The organism is Candidatus Zixiibacteriota bacterium (genome assembly GCA_014728145.1).
Taxonomy (GTDB): domain Bacteria; phylum Zixibacteria; class MSB-5A5; order JAABVY01; family JAABVY01; genus WJMC01.
Window position 1 is genome coordinate 1 of record WJMC01000131.1, and the last position, 6,358, is coordinate 6,358.

At 48.0% G+C, this 6,358-nt stretch carries 6 protein-coding genes; 4 read left to right on the forward strand and 2 right to left on the reverse strand.

The features are described 5' to 3' along the window. The first annotated feature begins 405 nt into the window (after positions 1-405). Both GF404_07635 and GF404_07640 read left to right on the forward strand, forming a co-directional pair. Positions 406-900, forward strand: a complete 495-nt coding sequence (locus tag GF404_07635) for a hypothetical protein (GenBank protein ID MBD3382051.1) — start codon at positions 406-408, stop codon at positions 898-900. Positions 901-1,197: 297 nt separating this feature from the next. After that, positions 1,198-2,736 carry a glucose dehydrogenase gene (locus tag GF404_07640; protein ID MBD3382052.1) on the forward strand — a complete coding sequence of 513 codons (1,539 nt, stop codon included), beginning with the start codon at positions 1,198-1,200 and terminating at the stop codon, positions 2,734-2,736. Between the two features lie 95 nt (positions 2,737-2,831). Here the strand turns inward: GF404_07640 and msrA are convergent, their stop codons facing one another. Continuing rightward, positions 2,832-3,329 (reverse strand): peptide-methionine (S)-S-oxide reductase MsrA, encoded by a 498-nt coding sequence (gene msrA, locus GF404_07645; protein MBD3382053.1) that lies wholly within the window; start codon positions 3,327-3,329, stop codon positions 2,832-2,834. A gap of 210 nt (positions 3,330-3,539) precedes the next feature. Here msrA and GF404_07650 point away from each other — a divergent pair, with 210 nt between their 5' ends. Both GF404_07650 and GF404_07655 read left to right on the forward strand, forming a co-directional pair. Continuing rightward, positions 3,540-4,472 carry a GNAT family N-acetyltransferase gene (locus GF404_07650; protein MBD3382054.1) on the forward strand — a complete coding sequence of 311 codons (933 nt, stop codon included), beginning with the start codon at positions 3,540-3,542 and terminating at the stop codon, positions 4,470-4,472. A 191-nt stretch (positions 4,473-4,663) separates the two neighbouring features. Then, positions 4,664-5,194 (forward strand): hypothetical protein, encoded by a 531-nt coding sequence (locus tag GF404_07655; GenBank protein ID MBD3382055.1) that lies wholly within the window; start codon positions 4,664-4,666, stop codon positions 5,192-5,194. A gap of 95 nt (positions 5,195-5,289) precedes the next feature. On the opposite strand, the gene GF404_07660 is transcribed toward GF404_07655, so the two are convergent. Further along, positions 5,290-6,358 (reverse strand): hypothetical protein (locus tag GF404_07660; protein ID MBD3382056.1); only part of this gene is annotated, 1,069 nt, incomplete at its 5' end.

A 6,358-nucleotide genomic window follows, 5' to 3' on the forward strand; every position in this document is an offset into this window, starting at 1 on the left:
ACGACTTGCGTAGTATCATATTTAATATTCTTGGCGAAATTTGTCTGGTCCGGAATTCACTGGAAGCGTTTAAAAACAGATTAAAATCAGAGGGGTGCAAAATTGACGAGATCGGCCCGGGATGGAGATTAAATATTGCGCGCACTCCCTGTGTATATAGTGCGTGTTCTGTTGTATATGCATCCGGTTATCGTCCGGGGCGCGAACGCGAACATGAAAAAACGAGCGATTTTGGTATGATGCAGATGACCAGTTAGGAACCAAAGAGGGATGTTATAAGCTGAAAAAACTTCTTTTAAATTATAATGATAAATTCGAAAATCATGTTGATGATGTACGAAAAACGTTGAAGACACTTATGGATATCATGGGATGTAAACGATAACCAATTAACCGGGAGTAAATTTGATAATCCGCCTGACTCAAAAACTCGCGAAGAAGATCAAAGTCGCACCTGCCACAGCTTTTCCATTTCATAAGAATCCACTTTTAGACTGGACTGCCAATATGTTCATGGTTTCACGATGGCAATGCATTATAATCACGAATTCTCACTGCCTGTATTCAGTTCTTCTTGCGGGAAGGGGGCTTTCGAGCGAATCTGCTTTTATTGATGAGGGGATGACTGCATTGCGCGAGCAGATGACTCTTGACGGGGCTTTACAGATTTATGATTCCCAGATTGCACCGCACATAGATTCAATCAGTTTTTGCAAGACCAACGACAGGCGTGTACTTGGTTCTATGAATGAGCTTGTTTTTCTGGCGAAGTGTGATTTGTTAGAAATAGGATTGCCAATCGAGCTGGTAAACATCCGCCTTAATGAAACCCCAATGTCTATGGTCAGGCACCATAACCCCAAACTGTCCCTGCTTGCACTTGCCAAACCAAAAATATAGTAAGATAGAAACAATGTTATCATCAGAAATATAGTTTCCGCCTTCGCTTTTTCGATTACCCGAAAGCATGATGTAGTTAATGTTTCCGGTCCCACATTAAGTACATAATTCAAGATTCCATTTCTATCACTTATATTAATGATATTACACTATATTATAATATATGTCATAAGCATTCTCAGTCAGGCAGTTGAGGAGATTAGCCGGAACCTTCACCACCGCCAATACATTACTATAATGGTAGTATTATCCTCGTTTTTATCTGAGTAACAGTTTATACCAGGAGAAAACATGCACATGCCAACCTTTTCTGTTTTTTCTTTGCAGGGCAAAGTCCAACTCAGTTCGCTTCGATTTATCCAGTTGTTTCTGGCCTTATTGAGTGTGACGATGCTTGCGGTCCCGCAGGCTATCGCAGACACGCCTCTGGCATCAGTCGAATTCGCCACCGGATTGAACGCGACCGTATTTGTAACATCGCCCCCGGGGGACACCTCCCGCCTGTTCGTGGTGGAACAGTCGGGCGCGATCAAGATCATTCGAAATGATTCGGTTTTAACAACACCTTTTCTTGATATCAGCTCCGATGTATCTTTTGGAGGTGAACAGGGTCTTTTGGGCATGGCGTTCCATCCGGACTATTCCTCAAACGGATATTTTTTCATTAATTACACGAATACCGCTGGCGATACCCGCATAGCCCGAGGCAAAGTTTCAGGCGATCCGGATCTGGCGAATCCGGACAGCCTGGTGACGATCCTCTCTGTCAGTCAACCGTTTGCTAACCACAATGCCGGTATGCTGGCCTTCAGCCCGTTGGATGGTTACCTGTATATCGGGCTGGGTGATGGCGGAAGCGCGGGCGATCCGCAGAATAACGCGCAGGACATGACAACTCTGCTGGGTAAAATGTTGCGAATCGATGTTGACGGAGCATTCCCCTACGCGATACCTTCGGATAATCCATACGTGGGAGATCCCGGTGTTCCTGATGAAATCTGGGCTTCGGGACTGCGAAATCCATGGCGCTACTCATTCGACAGCGAATCAGGTGATCTGTATATTGCCGATGTAGGTCAGAACAACTTCGAGGAAGTCGACTTTCAGCCGGCTGAAAGCAATGGAGGTGAAAATTATGGCTGGCGCCTGATGGAGGGCAGCAGTTGCTACAATCCCTCGACAAACTGTGATCCGGGAGGGTTGACATATCCGATCTATGAATACTCGCATTCCGAAGGTTGTTCGATTTCGGGTGGCTATGTTTACCGCGGGTGCGCGATCCCCGACCTTTCGGGTACTTACTTCTTTGCCGATTACTGCAGTGACCGAATCTGGTCATTTAAATACGACGGCCAGAATTTGACCGATTTCACCGAGCGCACTGTCGAACTCGATCCCCAGTCAGGGCTGTCATTTCAGCAGATCGTCTCATTCGGGACCGATGCTTTAGGGGAAATGTATATAGTCGATCGCTCCGGACGGATCTTCAAGATAGTTCCTGCCGATACGGTCGATTGCAATAACAATGGCAGACCAGACAACTGCGACATAAGCCTGGGAGTGTCCGAGGACCAGGACACCAACGGTGTACCTGATGAATGCGAGATTTATGTTTGCGGTGATGCCAACGCCGATCAGAGTGTGGATGTCTCCGACGCTGTTTATATCATCAATTACGCCTTCGCGGGCGGTGATCCGCCTGATCCACTCGAGGCTGGAGATGTCAACTGCGATGGAACCGTGGATGTTTCCGACTCGGTGTATGTAATCAATTATGCTTTCGCAGGTGGAAATGACCCCTGCGACACTGACGGCGACGGAGAGTTCGACTGTTGAACAGGAATTCAATAAGTTAATTACAAATCAATTGCCGGTGTACTTCTACTGAAGTAGTAAGCTCACCGGCATTTTTTCAACAGTTCCTGCCCGGATTATTTTTGCTTCTTCTCAAAGTTGTCGACACGGCCACAGGCGCAGATTCCGCCCTGGTCATAGTATTTCTGGTGGTATTCCTCGGCCCGCCAGAATTTTCCGGCCGGCTCTATCTGTGTCACCACCTCGGAATCATATTCACCCGAACTGCTGAGCTTTTGTTTAGATTTCTCAGCCATCAGTTTCTGGTCTTCATCGAAATAGAAGATCGCCGAGCGGTACTGTTCGCCGATATCGAGACCCTGGCGGTTGAAGCTGGTCGGGTCATGGATTTCCCAAAAGGTGTCCAGAAGCTGGTTGAAAGTTATCCTGTCCGGATCATACTTTACCCGTACCACCTCGGCGTGGCCGGTACTGCCTGAACAGACTTCCCTGTAAGTGGGATTTTCCTTATGTCCACCGGAATAGCCGACCTCGGTTTCGGTCACACCCTCCAGCTTGCGAAAAGCGTATTCAACTCCCCAGAAACATCCGGCTCCAAATATTACCTGTTTCATCTTGATTTCCTCCATTCCTGAGACTAACTGGCGCATCCGCAGAATAGTTCCGTAAAAGATCTCACCGAATTGATCATAATCGTGAACAGAAGTCAGAAAGTCGGCTGTAACGAATAAACCCACCAGGTACGAGAACCGAAAAATTATGCGCCAGGCGTTTTTGCTTTGAAACAGCGACGTAATGATGTAACATACGCTCTGAGGAAAATTATGCAGATATTGCCGTACACAGAGCTCGAAGACAAGTCGGATATTTACCTGCTGTGGCAGAAATCATTTGGATGGCCGGCAACTCCCGACTGGCATAGAAAACAGTTGGAACAGACCTCGCGCTTGAAGGGTGGTCCGATCGGGATGTGTGCCCTCGAGGATGGTAAATTATTAGGGTTTGTCGGTATAATGACGATACCGACCCGGACCAAAGACCGGACAATCGAGCAGGTGGGAGGAATCTGGGGAATCGCCACACGTCCATCTGCGAGGCGCAGGGGAACCGCCAGAAAGCTATTGGAAGAATCGGAAAACTGGATGCGTAAGCATAGTTATCGTATCGCCATGCTGACAACTTCGCGTGCGATAGTGGCGCACAAATGGTACCAGAGTGTCGGCTACAAAGAAATCGAAAAGGTAAACCGGCTGTCATTTTATTACAAGCTTTTTTCACCGCCTCGTAACCCGGAAAAATACCTGCGGAGGATAAACCAGGCGTACGATCTGGATTTCAAACAGGTGTCGAAACTGTTCAATCGCTTTACTGAAAAGCGCTCCGGATTTACGATCCGAACAGCGGACGATCTCAAACCGGTGGAAACATTAGGAGTACTGTCCCGCGATTGCAGTATCTCGACCGAATCCGGTTATCTTCTGGCACGGGAATCTACCGCTACAATTCGGGTGGGCGAAGTCTTTGCCGAGAGTGTGGCGTCCTGTCGTGAGCTTATCAAATTTGCTGAAGCCAGGGCTCAATATGCCGTCGGAGTGATCCATCCCGATCATCCTGTCGTACTTGAAACCCTGGAAAAAATGAGCTACAAGTCTGATCCGGGCAGTTACGATGTGGTTATGTGGAAATCCCTGGACGGCACTGCTTTTGACGATCTCTACGATGACAGTTTTTACCTCAGCCGAAACGACTGGTTTTAATACTTACTGCTCCTTATAAATCCGCAATAGAGTATTAGTGATCAAAATTTTCGTCCGGCGAGTCCGATTGGCGGAACAATTCCAATTTCAAGTCAGTTTCCATAGTCAATTAAAATGAATATGCCACTGAGGGGGCTAGAACCTCAGAGGGTAAGTTTAAACTCTAATCAAACCTTTGCAAGGGGTGTACTATGTTCAAAAAGTTAATTATTTCGGTACTGGCAGTGGCCATTATGGTTCCGGCTGTAGCTTCAGCCAAGGATCTGACCGGACGTTTCGGCCTGGGTTATTTTCATTCAGATGCTCCCGTGGGATTGCGTTACTGGGTCAATGATAAAGTCGGCCTGGATATCGGGATTGGCTTTGAATCCAGGGACCTGGGTGAAGAGAGCGCTTCCAGCTTCTGGATCGAGGCCGGTGTTCCTTACATCGTTTATCCCTCCGAGCGCGCCAACTTTTATGTTCGTCCGGGAATTGTCTATGCCAGCCTGGATGACCGTGTGCACGGCACCGGTACTTACGATGAAACCTGGTCGGTGATCACCCTGAAACTGATGCCCGGCGCCGAGGTCTTCTTCGGAGACCATTTCTCGCTCCAGGCCGCGCATGGTTTCGAGGTGACTCTCTCCAGCCCTCCCGATGAGGTTTCCGATGATTCCACGACAGATATCAAAACCACCGCCGCCAGCATCAGCTACCTCGGTTTCCACTTCTATTTCTAAATCGCAGTAACAACTGCTGTAATCACTTGCTGTGTGATACATATAAAAACGGGGTGACGTTTACGAGTTCACCCCGTTTTATTATGATGAAATCATCAGCAGTCAGGATCGCCATTGCCATCGGTATCACAGGGTTGACTGCCCCCCAAAAATACGAAATTGACCAGGTAGATAGCGTCGCTGATATCACACGTGGTGTCACAATTTCCATCACAAGCCTCGATCGGATCCGGTTCGAGACCGTCCTCGAAAACATAAGCGATGATAAACGAAGCATCGGATAAGTCCACGACACCATCGCCATTGGTATCGCCACAGGTGTATGGCCCCTCGGGGAGGCTTTCAAGCGTGGTCCTGACTATGATTGTCGCCCAGTTCGTTCCGATGATCAGGAGGCTGTCCTGGACATCGAGATTCTCGGCGTAGCTGGGTAACCGGAACTGTGCCAAAAACTGCGGATCACCGGGATCGCCGATATCCATCGCGAATACTCTCCCGAAATCGCTGGTATACAGTACATCGTCCTGCTCAGCGAGGCAGTAACCGTTGTGCCCCTGCGATGACCAGATCTCTTCCGGATTCAGGATGTCGGCCAGGTTAATTATGCGCAATGAACCCGAATATTCGGTATAGATCGCCAGGCTGTCCTTTAACAGCAAGGTGGTCGAATTTGTGAACGATCTTTTGCTCAGCTTTCCGGGCTTGAAACTGCTCAGGTAGATCGGTTGTGAAGGATCTCCGAGATCATAGAAATGGATCGTTGTATCGGTTTCAAGCACCGCCGCCAGACTGTCTTTGACGACTACCTCACAAGCGTTATGTGAAGAGTCCGGGCTGGCTAAAAAGACCGGATTGGCCGGGTCGCTGATATCATATATCTGCAACGCGCCCTGAATCGGGGCTAAGTACAAAATTGAGTCTTGCGCATATATGCATGCTTCCGCAAGAGGTATAGTGTAATCGAGAATGAAATTGTATGGATCACTGATGTCGTAGATTTTAAGATTGTTATAGAATAGCTCCGAGGTGATAGCCTGGCTGTCGTGCACGAAGAAATCGTATGAAATGCCATGGGTTTTATGTTTGCTGATAAGCAGGGGACTTTCAGGAACACTGATATCGACGACATCGAAATGCCACAGGCTCTCGAGTATGTATAGCTGG